Origin of the sequence: Leisingera aquaemixtae (assembly GCF_019801145.1) — a bacterium.
Classification (GTDB): Bacteria; Pseudomonadota; Alphaproteobacteria; order Rhodobacterales; family Rhodobacteraceae; genus Leisingera; species Leisingera aquaemixtae_A.
Genome location: NZ_JAHVJQ010000003.1, coordinates 450,414 through 468,659, shown reverse-complemented (window position 1 = coordinate 468,659; position 18,246 = coordinate 450,414). Strand labels below are relative to the sequence as shown.

Sequence of the window (18,246 nt, the reverse complement as noted above, 5' to 3'; positions counted from 1 at the left end):
ATATTGCGCGGGCGCTGAGCCAAAGGTAATTTTCGCAAATTTGCAAACCGTTTGCATATGAGGTTAGCAAAGTTGTAAATCAGCAAAATCCAGGCATGGCGTCCGGCCCCTTTTTGCGGGGCCGGAGAGGCCGGGTCAGGCAGCCTTGGCGATCTCGGCCATCTGCCGCAGGGCGCTGGTCAGCGGCGCCTTCACCGGGGCGGAGATGCCAAAGGGGTTGTCCTCCACCAGGGCGATCACCGGGTCGTCCTTGAGGAACTTCAGATACGCGGCAATTTGCGCCAGCAGCGCCTGGGCTGCTGCCTTGCGGGCCTCGCCGGTGGCGGATTTCATCTCAAACAGGGCCTTCATCAGCGCGGTCTGGTTGCCGTCGGTGGCTCCGGCCAGCCCGGCATCGGCGATTTGCGCCAGCACCGGGTGGTTCTGCGACCGCAGCGCCGCCTGCAATTCGGAGATGCCGCCGTCCACCTGCTCCTTGGCGGCCTGCCAGATTTCCATCACGTCCGCCTGCGGCGCCTCCGTCTCCGTCCCTGCCGGGGCGTCGAGCGCCTTGATCAGCGCCTTCAGGCCCTCTGCGGCCTGCGGCAGCGCGCCGGACTTGAGGCTGGCCGCAACGGCGCGGGCCTGCTCGGCCAGCGGCGCCGCCTGTTCCGGCGGCAGCGCCTTGATCCTTGCCGCCTGCGCCGCCAGCAGCTTGGAGAGCTTGGCCGCCTGCTCCGCATCGGCCGAGGCGGGTTTGGGCTGGCTTTGCAGCTTGGCCAGCGCCGCCTCCAGCCGGGCGATGCGCGCGGCGCAGCCGTCGTGGTCGCCCTGCCCCAGCAGCTTGGCGCTAGCCTTGATTTCCGGCGCCAGCTTGCCCGCAAGCTCCGGGTTGCCCAGCGCCTTCACCGCCTCCGCAGCGGCGGCGATGCGCTGTTTCAGAGCGGCGGCGGCGCCATCCTCTGCCTGCGCAGGCGCGCTGGTTTCAAGCTCTTCCGCGTCGTCATCCGGCAGGCTGTCCTCGTCGATGATGCTGCCGTCGGGGCCGACCAGCACCGGCTTGAACTTGACCATGCCTTCGGCCTTGAACCGCTTCTTCAGCTGCTTGACGATACCCTTCACCGGCTTCTCCGGCTGCAGAAAGACCTCGTTCTCCTCCACCCGCAGGGTGCCGAAACAGGTTTTCTTGATGCCAGGCATCTTCTTTAGATCGCCGCGCAGCACCTTGCCGGGCTTGCGCAGGTCGACCATCAGGCCGCAGTTTTCCGGCTTGCCTGCAAGCCCGAAGGCAAAGGGCAGTTCGTTGCCGGACGCCTTGGACTTCTTCAGCAGTTTCAGGACGGCGTCGGCGTCAAAAGCCTGGTCAGGCATGGCATCCTCCTAGCTGGCGCCGGTGGCGGCGGCCCATTCCTCTGCGCTCATCTCGGCAAACTCCAGATCGGCCTCCTCCCCCGGTTCGGAGAGCGGCTGATCCGGCCAGATCATCCCGTAGGCGCGGCGGAACAGCGCCGCCAGTTCCGCGTCGTCGAACGGGTACTGCTGGCCTGCAAACTGGCTGATGCGGCCGCCCGGGCTGGCGATCAGCGAATCCAGCGCCAGGCGCAGCCAGTCCAGGTTGCCCTCCTTGTGGGCGCGTTTGTGCATGGCGCGGATGTCGGCGTCGAATTGCGCCAGATCCGCCATCGGATCGGGCGCGTTGACCGCCCGGCCCATGGTCAGGAGCCGCGTGTAGCCTTCAATCAGTTCCTTGCGTATCTTCATGGGATCATATTGTCCGGATTGCCACTGGTGTAGGTCTTGGTTTCATTGTCCCAGCCGTCGGCGACCGGGTATTGCTGCATCATCACCCAGCGCCCCGGGATCTTGGCCGGGGCGCCGCCGTGCCGGGTTTTGTATTTCTCGACGTAGTCGGCGTTGTCCTGGGCTTTTTCCCCGGCATGGTGCGTGCCGGGGTTGGGATGGTCCGTCGTCTCATCCGGCAGCTTCTCCGGCTCCCAGATGAAGTTCACATAGGCGCGGGTCAGGCCCTCGACCTCTTCGAAGGTTTCATAGGTCTTGTCCGGGACCGGCTCCTCATCCATGCGGACGTGTTTCTTGTGGCCGATATAGGCCTTGTCGATCGGGCGGCCGTGCTCGACGGTGAAATCGGCGTTTTCTTCCGGCCAGGTCAGCGGATCTCCGGAGACGTCCATCTCCTTTTCGCCGATATCGATGCCCTTGGCCAGCGCCGCCTGCGCCGCCAGTTCGCGGCCCGCCAGCCAGTCCTGCGGGCTGTGGAACTTGGATGAGGCTCCGGTATAGGAGCGCTCATCATCGGAGTGCGCATTGGGCGGCTTGCCGGTCTTGAGCCGGATGATCAGGTCCTCGTCGCTGACACCGGGGCCGTGGCGGTCGAGCGAGTGGCCAGCGTTGCTGTCAACTCCGTCCACCATTTCATAAGCTTCCGCCGCCTCGGCGCTGAGCTTTTCCAGCTCCTTGCGGACCTGGTCAAAGGCGGATTTGGCCTTGGCAAAATCCGGTATCTTTGCCTCGGCCTCTGCCGCTGAAACCTTGACTTCAAAGGCGTCCAGCTCATCCTGGGACGCGCCGGCCCGTTTCAGCGCCTTGAGGATGCCCTGCACCTGATAGCGGGCCGTCGCCATCGGCTTGGCCTCTGCCAGCAGCTTCTGATGCGCGTCCAGCATCAGGAAGGCGTCGCCGTATTCCCTGTCGTTGTCCGCCCGGTCCGTGGCGGTCTTCAGCGAGGCATCCAGCGCGGCCTCGGCCTCCGGCAGCTTGAGGTATGCCTTGGTGCGGCTGTGTTCCTTTTCGACCCTGGCGAGCTTGGCGCGGTAGTCGGCCATCGCCAGCACCATGTCCAGGTAATCGGTACCGTCCAGCACTGCCTGCAGATCCGCCGCTGCCTTGGCCGGATCGCCGCCGCGCGCAGTAGCCTCCGCCGCCTTAATTGCCGCGTCCAGCGGGCCGGTCAGCCCATCCGCACCGCCGGGCAGCGCCGCCAGCAGGTCCTGTGCGGCCTGCCGGGTGTCCAGATAGGCGGGCATCGCGCGCAGCAGCGCCAGAGCGCCCGGCACCGCGGCCACCGCCTCCGGGTATTTCTGCGCAGTCAGGGCATCCGCGACCGGGTTCTGGAAACCGTAGGCCGCGGCGGCCGGATAGCGCTGCAGGATCAGCGCCATCTCGCGACGCTCGTCCACCACCTTCTCCAGCTTGAACAGCTGGTCGAGCTTGGCGTGGTACTGCGGCGCGCCGGCGTCCTTGTCGAAGTTGTCCGCATCCGCCAGCGCCTTGTGCCTGTCCCAGGTGTCTTTCAGGTCGCTCAGCTCCGGGTCTGCCAGCACCTTGCTCAGCGCTTCGTACTTCTTCGCCAATGCCTTGACGATCTGCTTGGACAGGCTCTTGCGCATCAGCGCCTTGTTGGCCTTTTCCCAGGCCTTGAGATCCGCCATCGCGCCTGAGGGGTTGTTGGCGCCCTTGAACTCCTGCTTGGTATCCGCCGCCGCCAGCGCATCGCGGAATCCCTTGTCGGCCCGCAGAGAGCCGTCGAAGCTGCGCATGTAGCGGGCCAGCGCACCGCGGTCCTTGGAGCTGTAATCCATCAGCTCCTGCACCAGCGCCTCGGCCTCGGTGAACTTCTGCTCCTTGTAGGCCTTCTTCTTGGCGTTCTTCAGATGGTTGCGGTAGCTGCCGGCATCCGGCACCGCGCTGGCGAGGATGAATTCGCAGCGGTCATGGGCGGTTGCCATGTATTCCGCCAGTTTGGCGTCAAAGCTGAGCGCCTTGGCAAGGTCGCCCCCGTCGCCGAGGTTGGCCTTCCAGCCCTCCAGCGCCGCCTTTGCCGCGCCGAAGTCCCCCGCCTTGGAATGGCCTGCGGCGGTTTTCATCCGGGCGCTGCGGTCGGCCTCGGCGGCGTCCTTGGCGCCGCCGTTCATCGCTGCAATCAGCGCCAGGGTGCCGCGGGTCCAGCTGTCGAAGAACCGGCCGTAGGTATTGGCGTCCTCCGCCTTGGCGGCGGCATCCTTGGCCGCAGCTTCCACCGCCTCGAAGTCGCTGGCGGAGACCGCCGCTGCCATCGCTTTCTGCGCCGCCTTGATCAGCCCCTCCAGATGGGTGAAGGCGCCCTGATCGAGGCTGTCGCGCACCGCCTTGAACCTGTCCTCTGCTGCGGCAAGGGCTGCCTGCGCCTTGGCCCGGGCGGCGGCGACGCCCAGCTGCGAGGCGATCCGGGTTTCCAGCTCTTTGATATCATTGTCGATCTTGTCAAAGGCCTCTGCCGCGCCGGCGCTGAGGATTTCCTTCTTCAGCGCCTTGCGCCCGCCTGCCAGGCTGCGCCGCGCGCCGGAGCTGAGCGCGGCGGGGATGGCGATCTTGCCAAGCGCCGCAAGCGCGGCCGCGCGCCGCTGCTCCGCGGCCTCATCGCCGCCGCCGGGCAGGTCCGGCATGGCCCAGGCCTTGACCGTATAGAAGCGTTCGGCCCATTGCCGGACGGCCGGGTTGTTGGCAAGCGGGTCTGGGGTATTGGCCATTTGTCACCTCATCCGGGCTTGGGGCGGCCTTGAAAACGCACAAAAATCTATTGCCTGACCAACCATAGGAGACGCCTTGTTTTTCACGCAAGGAACTTTTGACGCGGCGTCACCCCTGTGCGCCGCCGCACAGAGGACTGATGGACAACGCGGGCCGACTGCTCTAACCGGATGGTATGTCCACATATGATACCCGGGCCGCCGGCCAGCGGACGCCTCCGCGCATTTTCACCCTGATCCTGCTGGCAGGCCTGTCGGCGCTTGGCATGAACCTGCACCTGCCGTCGCTGGCGGGGATGGCAGAGTATTATGCGGTCGACTACCGGGTGATGCAGCTGTCGGTGGCGCTGTATCTGGCCGGCAATGCGGTGGTGCAGATTTTTGTCGGCCCGATTTCCGACCAGATGGGGCGGCGGCCGGTGATCCTGGGCAGCATCGTGCTGTTCCTGCTGGCCACATTGGGCTGCATCTATGCGCCGACAGCGGAGCTGTTCCTGATGTTCCGGGTGGCGCAGACAGCGGTGGCCGCGACCATGGTGCTGAGCCGCGCCGCGGTGCGCGACATGTATGACACCAACGAGGCCGCCAGCATGATCGGCTATGTCACCATGGGCATGGCGGTGGTGCCGATGATCGGCCCGGCAATCGGCGGCTTCCTGGACCAGTGGATGGGCTGGACCGCCAACTTCTGGCTGCTGTTCCTGGTTGGCGCGGCGACGCTGCTGATCACTTTCACCGATTTCGGCGAGACCGCGCACAAGAGCGGCAAGACGCTGGTGGCGCAGTTCCGCGAGTACCCGGAGCTGCTGCGCTCGCCCCGGTTCTGGGGCTACTCGCTGTCCTCCGGCCTCTCCTCAGGGGCGTTTTTTGCCTACCTGGGCGGCGCGCCCTTTGTCGGCACCGAGGTCTACGGCCTCAGCACCGCGGAGCTGGGCGTCTGGTTCTCGGCGCCTGCGGTGGGGTATTTCGCCGGCAATTTCGTGTCGGGGCGGTATTCCACCCGGCTGGGGGTCAACCGCATGGTGCTGTGGGGCTGCGTGATCAATGGCGGCGGCGTGCTGCTGTCGCTGCTGGTCGCGGTGGCAGGCGCAGACAGCGTGTTCACCTTCTTCGGCCTCATGTGCTTTGTCGGCCTGGGCAACGGCATGGCGATCCCCAATGCCACCGCCGGCGCGATTTCGGTGCGGCCGCATCTGGCGGGCACCGCCTCGGGCCTCAGCGGCGCGATCATGATCGGCGCGGGTGCCGCGCTCAGCGCCTTTGCGGGGATGCTGCTAGTGCCGGGGTCAACCGCGGTGCCGCTGTTGGCGATCATGTTCGGAACCGCCCTGTGCGGGCTGATTGCGATCCTGCTGGTGGTGCTGCGGGAGCGTCAGATCGGCGCATAATCCCGGCCACAGGCTTGCGGGTACGGGTTTGCAATTATACCATTCGCAGAAAATGGATTTGCAAAGGCGCGCCCCATGGCCACCCAGAAACTTTACGCCGGCGCCAAGCTGCGCGAGATGCGGCAGCGGCTGGACCTGACGCAGAAGGATTTCGCCGCCAAGCTGGGCGTCTCCCTGCCCTATCTGAACCAGATGGAGAACAACAACCGCCCGGTGTCGACCACGGTGGTGCTGGCGCTGGCGCAGGAGTTCGGCATGGATGTGACCGAGCTGAGCGCGGGCGACAGCGAGCGGCTGGTCAGCGACATGCGCGAGGCGATGGCGGATCCGGTGTTTGCCGATGATGCGCCGCCCCTGGCGGACCTGCGCCTCACGGCGTCAAACGCCCCGGCGCTGGCGCGGGCCTTTCTGGCGCTGCACCGGGCCTACCGGCAGACCCATGAACGCCTGGCTTCCTTGGATGAAGCGCTGGGACGGGAGGATGCCCGCATTCAGGCGTCGCCTTGGGAGGAAGTGCGCGATTTCTTCCATTACTGCGACAACTACATCGACGCGGTGGACCACGCGGCGGAGCGCTTTGCCGCCACCAGCGACATCCGCGCCGCCGCCATCGCCGAGCTGGAGCGCGGCGGCATCAAGGTGCGCCAGACCGAGATGGAGGGGTTGCGCCATTACGACGCCGAGGCGCAGGTGCTGCATCTGTCGAACCGCTCCGCACCGCAGACGCAGCTGTTCCAGATGCTGCTGCAGGTGGCGCTTTTGCGGCAGAACACCCTGCTGGAGGCGACGCTGGACTTTGCAAAGTTCCAGAGCGAGGAGGCCCGCGCCATCGCCAAGATCGGCCTCGCCAACTATTTTGCGGGCGCGGCGCTGATGCCCTACGGGCGGTTCCTGGAGGCGGCGCAGGCCTGCCGCCATGACCTGGAGCTGCTGGCGATCCGCTTTGGCGCCTCGATCGAGCAGATCGCACACCGGCTCTCGACCCTGCAGCGGCCCGGCGCCAAGGGGGTGCCGTTCTTTTTCGTGCGGGTGGATCAGGCGGGCACCATCACCAAGCGGCACTCGGCCACGCGGCTGCAGTTTGCCCGTTTTGGCGGCGCCTGCCCCCTGTGGAACGTGCACCGGGCGTTCGAGACCCCGGGCCGGTTCCTGCGCCAGCTGGCGGAGACGCCGGACGGGGTGCGCTATATCTCGCTGGCCCGCGATGTGTCGAAGCCGGGCGGTTCCTTCGGCGCGCCAGTGCGCCGCTATGCCATTGCGCTGGGGTGCGAGGTGCGCCATGCCGATGCGCTGGTCTATGCCGACGGGCTGGATGTGAACCAAGACAGCGCTTATGAGCCGATCGGCATTTCCTGCCGGATCTGCGAGAGGAAGGATTGCCACCAGCGCTCGGTGCCGCCGCTGGAGCGGCGGCTGACCATCAACACCGACCAGCGCGGCGTGTTGCCCTATGAGGTTAACTGATGCACTGCACGACTGATTGCAGGAACGAGGTCTGACCAATGCCGCCGCGCAGCAGGAAACGTTTGATTATCCACGCCGGGATGCACAAGACCGGCACCACCTCCATTCAAGCTGCGCTCGCCGCCGGACAGTCTGAAGGTGCCCATGCCATGCGGCTTGGCCGTCCGAACCATTCGGCACCTTGCAGAATGCTGTTTGACGATCAACCGGAGCAGTACATTGCCTTCAAACAGCAGGGGCTGAGCGCAGCTGACCTGGCGGAAAAACGCAAGAAACTGGAAATGCGGGTCAGGCGCCAGCTGCGCAACCGGCCGGAGGATACCTTCATTCTGTCTGCGGAGTGGTTTTCCATAGCAGGCGAAGCGGCACTGACACGGATGCGCGACCGGTTCAGCCCGCATTTCAAGGAAACCGCTGTCTATGCCTATGTGCGCCCGCCTGCAGACTACCTCCGGAGCTCTCTGCAGCAAGACATCAAGACAGGCGCAGCGAAATTCGCACCCCGGTGGCCTGAATACCGGAACCGCTTTGAGACAATTGACCGCGTCTTCGGACCGGAAAACGTCCGGCTGCGCGTCTATGCGCCCAGCGGTTTCATCGGGGGAGACGTCGTGCAGGATTTCACGGACTGGGCCGGCCTAGCGCCGGTCACGGGTGCCCATGAAACCCGAAACATCAGCATGACGGCAACGGCCCTGGCTCTCATTTCCTGCTACCGCCGGAACAGCGATATCCGGCTTGGCACGCCCGCCCTTGTCCGAAGAGACCGCAGGATCGTCAATGCGCTGATGGAGCTGCCCGGCCCGCGGTTTGAACTATGCCCGGATCTGGCCGCCGGCATCATCTCTGCAAACGCTGATGATCTCGCCTGGGTTGAAGCGCGGATCGGCCAGAAGCTGGATTCTCCGCCACAGCAGCCCGCAGGCGACACCTGCCGGATCGGCAGCGATGCGGATCTGAAACTTGCCGCAGCAGCCTTTGCTCCCGTGCTGGAAGGCGGAAAGCCCGAGCACCGGGCAGATGATCCCGAGCAAGCAGACATTGCTGCATGGAAGAAACTCTCGGAATTCATTGCGAGAATTCCGGAAACCGGCGGCAGCTAGGCCAGACGAAAAGCAGGCAGAAAGTTCAACCGCGCAGACGGTCCAGCAGGCGGGCCACGAGTGCGCGTTCAGCCTTGACCGCCGCTTCCGGCGGATGTTTGGGCTGCTCTGCCGGGGCAGGCTGCCACTGCCGCACCCGGACAGGCGCGGGTACTTCCGCCTCTGTTCGGACCGCGGTATCCGCCCTGACCACGTTCCGGATCGCCGCAAGCATTTCCGCGTCAGAGGTTTCGTCGGGCACGCCCTCGATCTCCTGCCAGCGCCCCGGCTGATAGATCTGTCCCATTTGGTTGCTCCTTCGCAAAACACTCCGCTGCGGCGGTGTAAAAGCCGGACTCCGGCTGCAGGCTACAAATAGCGCCCTTGGTCACAATTTTGACGAACTTGCCTTAAATTAACCAAATTCCCCTCACTTCCAGGGTGATTTACTGGACATTAAAACGGCCGCACAGCCTTTGTTGCCGCATCAGGATCAATCCAGCCGCGAGTCGCAGTGACGTCCCGGCACAGGCAGGACCATCCGCCCGGAAGCAAATAGGGGCGACCTTGGCGCCCCTCTCCTAAACGGGTTCCTGCCGGCCTCCTCCCCTTTGACAGCCCCCGCACCCCGTCCTTCAGCGCGGCCCGCTGTTTGCCCATACCGGTCACGACTTGGCCGCTGGAAGGCACGACGTTGATTTTGGCCACAGCGGGCGGGACGCACCATGGCGGTAACGAACTGGAAAAACTGCTAAATGCACCTCGCGAAGTGCCATGCGCCAGGCAGCGGGGTTTCTTCCTTGACTTGGCGGCCGCCCACGAACAAAACAAGAACATGTTAATTTGACACGCCGCAAAAGGATACCTTCATGGAAGAGAAAAACAGCATATCCCGGGATTTCGATTTTGAGTTCGGCCGCTGGAACGTGCGTCACCGCAGGCTGAAAGAGCGGCTGGCAGGCTGCGATGATTGGGAAGAGTTCGAAGGCACCTCGGAAACCCGGGCGGTTCTTGGCGGCAATGGAAACGTAGAAGACAACTTTCTCAATTTCCCCGACGGAGCGTACCGCGCCATTGCGCTGCGGTCTTTTGATCCTGCCAGCCAGGCCTGGGCAATATGGTGGCTGTCGGCAAACGCCCCGCACCAATTGGACGTCCCTGTGGTTGGCCGGTTCGAGGACGGCACCGGATCTTTCTTTGCAGAGGACACTCTGCGCGGTGAACCCGTAACTGTCAGGTTCCTCTGGCTGAACACCGGAACTGAGACGCCCCGTTGGGAGCAAGCGATGTCCCGGGACGGCGGCAAGACCTGGGAGACAAATTGGACCATGGATTTCACGCGCGCTTAACGTGCGCGAGCGCCCCGCTGCTTGGAATGCGCAATGGGGCTATGCAAAAAAAAGGGGCACCATCGGTGCCCCCTGCATTTTCCTTCGGCCTGAAAAATTCACGCCTTCGACAGGATCCCCCAGATCTCGTCTTTCAGCGCGGCGCGCTGTTTGCGCATTTCGGTTTCGGCCTGGGCGCTGACGGGTTCCACGTTGGTTTCTGCCCGGTGCACGGCGCGGTTCACCGCGTGGTATTCATCCGACAGTTTGGCGAAATGCGCGTCGGACTGTTTCAGCTGGCTCATCAGCGCCGCTTTTTCCGGGAATTCCTCGGCCAGTTCATGGGGAGTGTTGGACACCTGCTCGCTCCTTCTTCCTAGGGTCGGTTGCAGGTTATTGCCTGCCCTGGCCGGCGACTTTGACGCGGATCAAAAGATGCGGGAAAGGCGCTGGTTTCCAGGCAAAAAGTAAGCCGCCCGCACAAAGGGGAGGTGGCGGGCGGCTTGCTGGCAACGCAACAGGATCAGCGTTGCGCTTCGCGCCAGTTCGGGTTGAACCACGGCTCTGCGTTGGAGGACGGCAGGCGGCGGCCCAGGATGTGGTCGGAGGCCTTCTCGCCGGTCATGATCGAGGGGCCGTTGAGGTTGCCGTTGGTGATCCGCGGGAAGATCGAGCTGTCGGCAACGCGCAGGCCGTCAACGCCGATCACCCGGCATTCCGGATCGACAACGGCCATCGGATCCTCCGCCGCGCCCATCTTGCAGGTGCCGCAGGGGTGATAGGCGCTTTCCACATGCTCGCGCAGGAAGCCGTCGATTTCGTCGTCGGTCTGCAGGTGGTCGCCGGGCTGGATCTCATGCTTGAGGAACGGCTTCATCGCGTCCTGGGCAAAGATCTCCCGCGTCAGGCGCACGCATTTGCGGAAGTCGATCCAGTCCTGCTCGGTCGACATGTAGTTGAACAGGATGTTCGGCGCGTCTTTGGGATCTTTCGACGCCAGGGTGACCTCGCCGCGCGAAGGCGAGCGCATCGGGCCGACGTGGGCCTGGAAGCCGTGCCCCTCTGCCGCCGCCTGGCCGTCATAGCGGACCGCGATCGGCAGGAAATGGTACTGGATATCCGGGTAGTCGACGCCCTTGTCGGAACGGATGAAGGCGGCGCTTTCGAACTGGTTCGAGGCGCCCAGGCCGGTCTTGGTGAACATCCACTGGGCCCCGACCAGGCCCTTGCCCAGCAGGTTCCAGTATTTGAACAGGGTGATCGGCTGCTTGCAGGCGAACTGGAAGTAGAATTCCAGGTGGTCCTGCAGGTTCTGGCCGACGCCGGGGCGGTCGGCGACCACCTCGATGCCGTGCTCGGCCAGGTGCTTGGCCGGGCCGATGCCGGACAGCATCAGCATCTTGGGGGAGTTCAGCGAGGAGGCCGCCAGGATCACCTCTGCATTGGCGCGGATCACCTCGACCTTGCCGCCGCGTTCGATCTCGACGCCCACGGCGCGGCCGTCCTCGATCACCACCTTGCGGGCGAAGGCGCGGATCAGGTCGCAGTTTTCACGCTTGAGCGCAGGCTTCAGATAGGCGTTGGCGGCGGACCAGCGGCGACCCTTGTAGACCGTCATCTCCATCGGGCCGAAGCCTTCCTGCTGCTCGCCGTTGTAGTCGGAGGTGACCGGATAGCCCGCCTGCTCGCCTGCCTTGACGAAGGCGTCATGCAGCGGGTTGTCGCGGGGGCCGCGGGTCACGTGCAGCGGGCCGTCTTTGCCGCGCCAGTCCGGGTCGCCGCCGTGGCCGCGGTCGTTCCAGGTTTCCATGCGTTTGAAGTACGGGAGCACGTCGGCATAAGACCAGCCGGCGGCGCCCGACTCGGCCCAGTGGTTGTAGTCGCCCGCGTGGCCGCGCACATAGACCATGCCGTTGATCGAGGAGGAGCCGCCGATCACCTTGCCGCGCGGGCAGACCAGTTCGCGGCCGCCCAGGTGCGGCTCGGGCTGGGATTTGTAGCCCCAGTCGTAAAGCGGCATGTTCATCGGGTAGCTGAGCGCGCCCGGCATCTGGATAAACGGCCCGGCATCGGTGCCGCCGTGTTCGATCACCAGGACCTTCTTGCCGGCCTCGCTGAGCCGGTAGGCCATGGCACAGCCGGCAGAGCCGGCCCCGACAATCACATAATCCGCGTTCATTTCCATTCTCCATCCGGCAGCCGGAAGATCTGGACTGCTGCCGTTTTCTTCAGATTGGGCGGGCGCGCGGGGCGCCCTGCCCGGCCGTTGCTTTCAGGCAGCGCCGATCAGAACGCCGCTTCGACGTCGCCCATGCGGACGTAGACCGACTTCACCTGGCTGAAGTGCTTGATCGCCTCTTTCGAGTTCTCGCGGCCAACACCAGACGCCTTCACGCCGCCGAACGGCGCCTCGACCGGCGCGTCGTTGTAGGAGTTGATGAAGCAGCTGCCGGCCTCGAGCTGGCCGATCACCCGGTGGGCGCGGCTGAAGTCGTTGGTGAAAACGCCGGCGGACAGACCGAACTCGGTGTCATTGGCGCGGGCGATCACCTCTTCCTCGGTGTCGAAGTCGAGAACGGACATCACCGGGCCGAAGATCTCCTCGCGGGCGATGGTCATGTCGTCGGTCACATCGGCAAAGACGGTCGGCTCAACGAAGAAGCCCGGCATGTCGGCGCGGTTGCCGCCGCAGACCAGGCGGGCGCCTTCCTCTTTGCCCTTTTCGATGTAGCCCATCACGATGTTCATCTGGTTCTCGGTGACCATCGGGCCGAAGCTGGTGGCCTCATCCATCGGGTCGCCCAGGATGGCGTTGCCGGTACGCTCCGCCAGGCGGGCCAGGAATTTCTCCTTGATGCCCTTCTGCACGAACACGCGGGTGCCATTGGAGCAGACCTGGCCGGAGGAGTAGAAGTTGCCGTTGATGGCGCCGCCGACGGCGTTTTCCACATCGGCGTCGTCAAAGATGATCAGCGGCGACTTGCCGCCCAGCTCCATGGTGACGTGCTTCATGCCTGCCGCGGCGGCGGCATAGACCTTCTTGCCGGTCGGCACCGAGCCGGTGAGCGAGACCTTGTCGACGCGCGGATCGGTGACCAGCGCGCCGCCGACCTCGCCCATGCCCTGGATGACGTTGTAGATGCCGGCCGGGGCGCCCGCCTCGTGCAGGATCTCGGCCACCTTCAGGGCGCAGAGCGGGGTGGTCTCGGAGGGTTTGAACACCATCGAGTTGCCGCAGGCCAGCGCCGGTGCGCCTTTCCAGCAGGCGATCTGGGTCGGGTAGTTCCAGGCGCCGATGCCCACACACAGGCCCAGCGCCTCGCGCACGGTGTAGACCCAGTCCTCGCCCATCGGGATGTGCTCGCCGGTCAGGGAGCCTGCCAGGCCGCCGAAATATTCCAGCGCGTCGGCGCCGGAGGTGGCGTCGGCCACCAGGGTTTCCTGCAGCGGCTTGCCGGTGTCGTAGGTTTCCAGAACGCTGAGTTCATGGTTGCGCTCGCGCATGATATCGGCGGCGCGGCGCAGGATGCGGCCGCGCTCGGTGCCGGTCATTTTGGCCCAGGCCTTTTGCGCTTCCTTGGCGGTGGACAGCGCCTGTTCGACGATTGCCGGGGTGGCGGCGTAGACGGTGGCAATCTGCTCACCCGTCGCGGCATAGATCACAGGAATCGGCGTGCCGGACGTGTCTTCGACGTATTCGCCGTTGATGAAATGGCTGGCCTTGGGCTGTGCGGGATGTGTCATGTTGTGTGTCTCCAGCGGGGGTCTTCAGCAGGGGGAGATGCTGAAAGGTTGCTAAGGTTATTCGCCGCGGGGAAAGCGTTTGCTTTCCTCGAGGTTGTCGAGATTCATGTGGTTGCGCATGTAGCGCTCGGAGGCCTTTTGCAGCGGCTGGTAATCCCAGGGGTAGTAGCCGCCCTGGCGCAGCGCCTCATAGACGACCCAGCGGCGGGCCTGGCTGGCGCGCACATCTGCATCGAAGGCCTCCAGATCCCAGCGCGCCTCCGACTTGGCGCGCAAAGACTCCAGCGTGCCGGCATGGGCCGGGTCCTCTGCCAGGTTGTTGAGCTCGTGCGGGTCGGCCTCCAGGTCGAACAGCTGATCGGGGTCCAGCGCGCAGCGGTTGTACTTCCACTTGCCGTAGCGCATGGAGACCAGCGGCGCGTAAGACGCCTCTGCCGCGTATTCCATCAGCACCGGCGCGCTGCGTTCGGTTCCGGTGGCCAGCGGCACCAGGTTCTGGCCGTCGGTCCAGGGCTCGATCTCGCCCATGTCGACACCGGCCAGCGCCCCCAGCGTCGGGGTCACGTCGATGGTGGAAACCGGTGTGTCGATGCGGCCCGCAGGCAGGTCCGGGGCGGAGATCATCAGCGGCACCCGGGCCGAGCCCTCGTAGAAGTTCATCTTGAACCAAAGGCCGCGCTCGCCCAGCATGTCGCCGTGGTCGGAGACAAACAGGATGATCGCCTCCTGCCGGGTGGTCTCCAGCACGTTCAGGATCTCGCCGATCTTGTCATCCAGATAGGAAATATTGGCGAAATAGGCGCGGCGGGAACGTTTGATGTCTTCTTCGGTGATGTCGAAGCTGCGCCAGTCGTTGGCGTCAAAGATCCGCTGCGCGTGCGGGTCGTGGTCCTCGTAGGCCTTGGCCGGGACTTCGGGCAGCAGGTGCTCGCAGTCCTCGTAGAGGTCCCAGTACTTGCGGCGCGCCACATAGGGGTCGTGCGGATGGGTGAAGGAGACGGTGACGCACCAGGGGCGGTCGTCCAGCCCCCGCGACAGCTCATAAAGCTTGGCGGTGGCGTTGTAGGCGACCTCGTCGTCGTATTCCATCTGGTTAGAGGTCTCTGCCACCCCTGCCCCGGTGACACTCCCCATGTTGTGGTACCACCAGTCGATGCGTTCGCCCGGCTTGCGGTAATCCGGGGTCCAGCCGAAATCGGCCGGGTAGATGTCGGTGGTCAGCCGGTCCTCGAACCCGTGCAGCTGGTCGGGGCCGACAAAGTGCATCTTGCCCGAGAGGCAGGTGTAGTAGCCCGCGCGGCGCAGGTGGTGGGCATATGTCGGGATGTCGCTGCGGAATTCGGCGGCGTTGTCATAGACGCCGGTGCGCGAGGGCAGTTGGCCGGACATGAAGGAGGCGCGGCCCGGGGCGCAGAGCGGCGACGCGGTATAGGCGTTCTTGAAGCGGGTCGAGCGGTCCGCCAGCTTTTTCAGGTTCGGAGCATGCAGCCACTCGGCAGGGCCGTCCGGGAAAAGCGTCCCATTCAACTGGTCAACCATCAGGATCAGGATATTCGGGGCACTCATCGCGGACCTCCCAGTATAAGGCGATGCTTTGCAAAGGCGCCTGGCAGGCCCGAAAGCGCTGCCAGGCAGTTAAAGGCTGGTCCCCTCATTCGGGGAAACTTGGGGGCCAGCCGGGAGACCGCCCTTAGTGGGCTGTCTTGATCTTTTCGAAGTCGAGCGTGTTTTCCTCGGGCGAGGCGTCGATGCTCATGACTTCGCTGCGCTTGAAGGCCACGATGTAGGCTAGGCAGGCCACGTAGATGGCGATCACGATGGTGCCGATCCACTGGATCTGCAGCCACTGGCTCTGGAAGGCCAGGGTCAGGCCGAAGAGCACAACCGCGTTGCCGAGCACGTAGGGAATGGTGCCGAAACGCTTGGCCGTCAGGTTCAGGTTGTCGGTGTAGAGGCGGATCAGCGAGTCAAAGGAGTTGACCACGAAGATGATGCCCACCGCGACCATGGAGACGTTGATCAGCAGCGTCGTTTCGATGCTGTTCAGGTGGTAATAGTACAGGACCGAGAACCACACACCCAGCGGGATCGACGGGAAGATCAGCAGCGCTGCCAGAACCTGCCAGGTGCGCAGGCCGCCGACAAAGCGGGAAGTGAACTGGCCGATCATGATCGACCATGCGAACCACCAGAACAGGTAGAACTCATGGTAGTCGGTCAGCGGCAGGATGAACTTGTGGATGTTGGCGAAATAGCCGCCGATGTTGCCTGCAGTGTCGGCAAAGGCGCCCAGGCCCATGCCTGCATAGGCCCACATGCCCAGGATCAGCGCCAGGAACAGCACGGTGGAGCCGACCGACAGGATACGCACGTATTTGATGTCGGTGGAGGAGAAGGCGGCAAACAGGATCACCAGGAAGGTGATGACATAGAAGGCCGGGATCACCGTCTCGCCGTCACCCATGAAGGTGGCGTAATACGGCAGGTAGATCAGGAACAGCGCGCCGGTAAAGGCGCAGGTGCCGATGATCACGATGTTGTTGATCCACTTCACCAGCGGGATTTCAAAGAACTTCACCCGCGGCTCAACCACGCAGAAATAGAAGGTCGTCAGGAAGTAGAAGCCCCAGATCAGGAAGCCCCAGAAGCCGAACTCCAGCGCCAGCGGGTTGGTGAAGGCATAGGCCGGTTCCGCCGCGGTGTCCGCATAAAGCGGGAAGTCCCAGGCCAGCGGGAACATGATCAGGCCCACGTCCAGACCGGAGGTGAACAGGATTGCGATGAAGGTGAAAAGGTGAACGGGGGTCACGCCGACGTTGCGGACGTTCCACCACTTGATCACGCAGAACGCCACCAGCGCAAAGGCCAGCAGAATCCCGAACGAGATGATTGAAGTCATATGTCCCTCCCATTTCCGGGCGGTGTCCGCCCTAAGACATGGGAGGAGTACATACCACAGCAGGCTGATGCGCCAAACAGTTTTTTAAACGGTCATTCAAGATTCGGAATCGCGCGAACAACAGTTGAAACGCCGGCCCAATTGCCGCACAACTTATTCATGAGCAGGAAACGCATCCGGGACATCCGCAACGAAGAGCTGATCGAAGCCACCATCGTTGCCGTGCACAAGCGCGGCTACGGCGTTGTAACCATGGCGGAAATCGCGCGGGAGGCCGGCGCCTCGGCAGCCTCGATCAACTATTATTTCGGCTCCAAGGAAGGGCTGATGGAAGCCACCATGCTGCATCTTCTGGGCAAGCTGCGCGCCGCGATGAGCGACGGCTACGCCACCGCGCGCACCCCGCGCGAGCGGCTTTATGCCGTGATGGATGCGAATTTTGCCGACGATCTGTTCACCGTTCCCCAGTGCAGCATCTGGATGCAGTTCTGGGCCAATGCCCCCTATTCGCCGCGTCTCAGCCGCCTGCACCGAATCAACCGGGCCCGGGTGCGCAGCCATTTTCTGGCCGAGCTTCGGGCGCTTTTGCCTGCCGAGCGGGTGGAAACCGCCCGCCAGGCGCTGCAGTGCTATATGGACGGGGTCTGGCTGCAGGCGGCGCAGTCGGAAGAAGCGCTGGACCCGGAGGACGCCCGCGCCGCAGCGCACCGGGTGGTGGACCTGGTGATCCCCTGACTTTTGCCGGCCCGCAGCTGCCCAGCTACGGCACCCTGCGGTAATCCAGCCGGGTGCCGCGCGGCAGGTAGACCAGTGTCATCCGCTCAGCGCCGAGGGACTGGATCAGGTAGCACATGCTGGTGCCGCGCTGGCTGTCCCAGGCCATCAGGTAGTCGCCAGCGCCCTGAAGATCGCGGCAGCTTTCCTGGATCGTGATAAATTCCGGCGTCATCTCGACGCCGCCGTAGCGGACCCGGCGCACCGCGCCGGAGATGGAAAACCTGTCCTTCGGATTGCGTTCCGACAGCCATTCCCCCTGCATCTGCTGCAGCATCTTGTCGAACCGGTTCGGCACCCGCGGCGTGACGCTGTGCAGCTCCAGCTCCCCGAAGGAGCCGAAGCGGGTGATCATCTCCCCGTCGATGGCCAGCGGGGCGCCGCGCAGCAGTCCCAGCAGATAGGTGAAAACCGGATCGGAGATCTGCACCCTGCCCTCGGCGCCGATTTCCATGCCGTTGCCGACAAACTTGCAGGTAACCGTTTCTGTTTCCCCCTGCTGCGTGCAGCCCTGAAAGACCACATCCACCGCATAGTTCGAGCGGTCGGCATGCTGTGCCCCATCGGCCGAGGCGTAGTGGATTTCCTGCAGCGGTGCAGCCGCTGCGCCGCTGCTTTCTGGATGCGAACGGCTGCTGAGCTGAACCGTCCGCTCCCGTGCTCCGGTGAGCGCCTTGGCAAAGCCCTGCCGGGATTGGTTCGGAACCTCGCAAGCACCGTCGTCCGCGATCCGGAACCGGCCCGGGGCGGTGCAGAACCGGACGCTGTCGTCGCGGAAACGGTAGCCGGCGCCTTCGGCGCGGAAATAGAAAAACTTGCTGTGATAGCCCTCCGGCACCGGTTCCGCGCAGTCGCCCGGCAGCAACGGCTGCCACCCCTGCGCCACCCAGCGGCCGCCGGTGTGCAGCGTCACGGCCAGCTGATGCAGAGCTTCCGTATCATTGCAGATACGGGTCCCGGCCTGCGCCGCCGTCGTTTCAAGGAGCGCTGCCAGAAGCAGGACAGGCAGCCAAAGGCAATTCTTCATTCACGGTCCCCGCGAGATTCCATGAAGGCGGGAGT

The 18,246-nt window shown here is 64.3% G+C and carries 15 protein-coding genes; 5 read left to right on the top strand and 10 right to left on the bottom strand.

Annotated features, from left to right (window positions below; genetic code table 11):
* Positions 1-135: 135 nt before the first annotated feature.
* Genes KUW17_RS09675 through KUW17_RS09665 form a run of 3 tightly spaced genes read right to left on the bottom strand, consistent with a single transcriptional unit; the run spans position 136 to position 4,505 of the window.
* Complete coding sequence (locus KUW17_RS09675) at positions 136-1,350, bottom strand: hypothetical protein (RefSeq protein WP_222478427.1); 1,215 nt, start codon at positions 1,348-1,350, stop codon at positions 136-138.
* A 9-nt stretch (positions 1,351-1,359) separates the two neighbouring features.
* Positions 1,360-1,740, bottom strand: a complete 381-nt coding sequence (locus tag KUW17_RS09670; protein ID WP_222478425.1) for a hypothetical protein — start codon at positions 1,738-1,740, stop codon at positions 1,360-1,362.
* Positions 1,737-4,505: a hypothetical protein gene (locus KUW17_RS09665; RefSeq protein WP_222478423.1), complete on the bottom strand. Its 2,769-nt coding sequence runs from the start codon at positions 4,503-4,505 to the stop codon at positions 1,737-1,739. Before KUW17_RS09665 ends, KUW17_RS09670 begins: the two co-directional genes overlap by 4 nt.
* A 176-nt stretch (positions 4,506-4,681) precedes the next feature.
* Here KUW17_RS09665 and KUW17_RS09660 point away from each other — a divergent pair, with 176 nt between their 5' ends.
* From KUW17_RS09660 to KUW17_RS09650, 3 genes are all read left to right on the top strand, one after another.
* Entirely contained in the window at positions 4,682-5,893 is a 1,212-nt protein-coding gene (locus KUW17_RS09660; RefSeq protein ID WP_222478421.1) for a multidrug effflux MFS transporter, read from the top strand.
* Positions 5,894-5,968: 75 nt separating this feature from the next.
* Complete coding sequence (locus KUW17_RS09655) at positions 5,969-7,357, top strand: short-chain fatty acyl-CoA regulator family protein (protein ID WP_222478419.1); 1,389 nt, start codon at positions 5,969-5,971, stop codon at positions 7,355-7,357.
* A gap of 80 nt (positions 7,358-7,437) precedes the next feature.
* Positions 7,438-8,460 carry a hypothetical protein gene (locus KUW17_RS09650; RefSeq protein ID WP_222478417.1) on the top strand — a complete coding sequence of 341 codons (1,023 nt, stop codon included), beginning with the start codon at positions 7,438-7,440 and terminating at the stop codon, positions 8,458-8,460.
* A gap of 25 nt (positions 8,461-8,485) precedes the next feature.
* On the opposite strand, the gene KUW17_RS09645 is transcribed toward KUW17_RS09650, so the two are convergent.
* Entirely contained in the window at positions 8,486-8,746 is a 261-nt protein-coding gene (locus KUW17_RS09645) for a hypothetical protein (RefSeq protein WP_222478415.1), read from the bottom strand.
* A gap of 562 nt (positions 8,747-9,308) precedes the next feature.
* Here KUW17_RS09645 and KUW17_RS09640 point away from each other — a divergent pair.
* Positions 9,309-9,788: a DUF1579 domain-containing protein gene (locus KUW17_RS09640; RefSeq protein WP_222478413.1), complete on the top strand. Its 480-nt coding sequence runs from the start codon at positions 9,309-9,311 to the stop codon at positions 9,786-9,788.
* Between the two features lie 98 nt (positions 9,789-9,886).
* Here KUW17_RS09640 and KUW17_RS09635 read toward each other — a convergent pair whose 3' ends face one another.
* The 5 genes from KUW17_RS09635 to KUW17_RS09615 all read right to left on the bottom strand — a co-directional run bounded on the left by KUW17_RS09635 (position 9,887) and on the right by KUW17_RS09615 (position 16,410).
* Positions 9,887-10,126, bottom strand: a complete 240-nt coding sequence (locus KUW17_RS09635; protein ID WP_222478411.1) for a YdcH family protein — start codon at positions 10,124-10,126, stop codon at positions 9,887-9,889.
* 164 nt (positions 10,127-10,290) lie between these two features.
* The gene (betA, locus tag KUW17_RS09630) at positions 10,291-11,946 is read right to left on the bottom strand and encodes a choline dehydrogenase (protein WP_222478409.1); all 1,656 of its coding nucleotides are present in this window, start codon (positions 11,944-11,946) and stop codon (positions 10,291-10,293) included.
* A 107-nt stretch (positions 11,947-12,053) separates the two neighbouring features.
* On the bottom strand, positions 12,054-13,511 hold the full coding sequence (gene betB, locus KUW17_RS09625) for a betaine-aldehyde dehydrogenase (protein ID WP_222478407.1): 1,458 nt from the start codon (positions 13,509-13,511) through the stop codon (positions 12,054-12,056).
* 57 nt (positions 13,512-13,568) lie between these two features.
* Positions 13,569-15,077, bottom strand: coding sequence for a choline-sulfatase (gene betC / locus KUW17_RS09620; protein ID WP_222478405.1), 1,509 nt, complete (start codon positions 15,075-15,077; stop codon positions 13,569-13,571).
* Between the two features lie 124 nt (positions 15,078-15,201).
* Positions 15,202-16,410, bottom strand: coding sequence for a BCCT family transporter (locus KUW17_RS09615; RefSeq protein WP_222478403.1), 1,209 nt, complete (start codon positions 16,408-16,410; stop codon positions 15,202-15,204).
* Between the two features lie 159 nt (positions 16,411-16,569).
* Between KUW17_RS09615 and betI the strand changes: the two genes are divergently transcribed.
* Positions 16,570-17,145 carry a choline-responsive transcriptional repressor BetI gene (gene betI / locus KUW17_RS09610; RefSeq protein WP_222478400.1) on the top strand — a complete coding sequence of 192 codons (576 nt, stop codon included), beginning with the start codon at positions 16,570-16,572 and terminating at the stop codon, positions 17,143-17,145.
* A gap of 25 nt (positions 17,146-17,170) precedes the next feature.
* Here the strand turns inward: betI and KUW17_RS09605 are convergent, their stop codons facing one another.
* Positions 17,171-18,211 (bottom strand): DUF1036 domain-containing protein, encoded by a 1,041-nt coding sequence (locus KUW17_RS09605; RefSeq protein WP_222478398.1) that lies wholly within the window; start codon positions 18,209-18,211, stop codon positions 17,171-17,173.
* Positions 18,212-18,246 lie beyond the last annotated feature (35 nt).

Coding starts and splice junctions, on each gene's coding strand:
- betB (WP_222478407.1), bottom strand. CDS start 13,511: ATGACACATCCCGCACAGCCCAAGGCCAGCCATTTCATCAACGGCGAA.
- KUW17_RS09605 (WP_222478398.1), bottom strand. CDS start 18,211: ATGAAGAATTGCCTTTGGCTGCCTGTCCTGCTTCTGGCAGCGCTCCTT.
- betC (WP_222478405.1), bottom strand. CDS start 15,077: ATGAGTGCCCCGAATATCCTGATCCTGATGGTTGACCAGTTGAATGGG.
- KUW17_RS09675 (WP_222478427.1), bottom strand. CDS start 1,350: ATGCCTGACCAGGCTTTTGACGCCGACGCCGTCCTGAAACTGCTGAAG.
- KUW17_RS09615 (WP_222478403.1), bottom strand. CDS start 16,410: ATGACTTCAATCATCTCGTTCGGGATTCTGCTGGCCTTTGCGCTGGTG.
- KUW17_RS09640 (WP_222478413.1), top strand. CDS start 9,309: ATGGAAGAGAAAAACAGCATATCCCGGGATTTCGATTTTGAGTTCGGC.
- KUW17_RS09650 (WP_222478417.1), top strand. CDS start 7,438: ATGCACAAGACCGGCACCACCTCCATTCAAGCTGCGCTCGCCGCCGGA.
- KUW17_RS09645 (WP_222478415.1), bottom strand. CDS start 8,746: ATGGGACAGATCTATCAGCCGGGGCGCTGGCAGGAGATCGAGGGCGTG.
- KUW17_RS09655 (WP_222478419.1), top strand. CDS start 5,969: ATGGCCACCCAGAAACTTTACGCCGGCGCCAAGCTGCGCGAGATGCGG.
- KUW17_RS09670 (WP_222478425.1), bottom strand. CDS start 1,740: ATGAAGATACGCAAGGAACTGATTGAAGGCTACACGCGGCTCCTGACC.
- betI (WP_222478400.1), top strand. CDS start 16,570: ATGAGCAGGAAACGCATCCGGGACATCCGCAACGAAGAGCTGATCGAA.
- KUW17_RS09665 (WP_222478423.1), bottom strand. CDS start 4,505: ATGGCCAATACCCCAGACCCGCTTGCCAACAACCCGGCCGTCCGGCAA.
- betA (WP_222478409.1), bottom strand. CDS start 11,946: ATGAACGCGGATTATGTGATTGTCGGGGCCGGCTCTGCCGGCTGTGCC.
- KUW17_RS09660 (WP_222478421.1), top strand. CDS start 4,682: ATGTCCACATATGATACCCGGGCCGCCGGCCAGCGGACGCCTCCGCGC.